1 pseudogene is annotated in these 289 nt (G+C 56.7%); it reads left to right on the top strand.

Annotation, left to right across the window (positions count from 1 at the left end):
* Window positions 1-289: pseudogene (locus tag HMPREF2734_RS11540) on the top strand (transposase); the annotation flags it as partial.

Raw genomic sequence — 289 nt, 5'->3', positions numbered from 1 at the left:
GTGGACTTCGCGGTGTCTTCCTTATCACCAGTGATGCCCATGAGGGCATCCAAGTGTTGCCCGATGCATCCTGGCAGCGGTGCCGGACTCATTTCGCGAAGAACCTCTACGAAAAAGCCCCGAAAACCCAGTGGCCGATGGTCTTAAGCGATGTTCCAGACAATCTTCCAACAACCCGACGCCCAATCCACCTGGGCACAAGCCCGCGAAGTCGTCGACCTGTTAGACCCAAAGTTCCCCCAGGTAGCGGCGCACTTGGAGGAATCACTCGATGAGGTGCTGGCGTTTA

Source organism: Corynebacterium sp. HMSC055D05 (assembly GCF_001810365.1).
GTDB classification, from domain to species: Bacteria; Actinomycetota; Actinomycetes; order Mycobacteriales; family Mycobacteriaceae; genus Corynebacterium; species Corynebacterium coyleae.
Note: the sequence above shows the minus strand (reverse complement) of the source record. Positions and strands in the feature narration are given on the sequence as shown.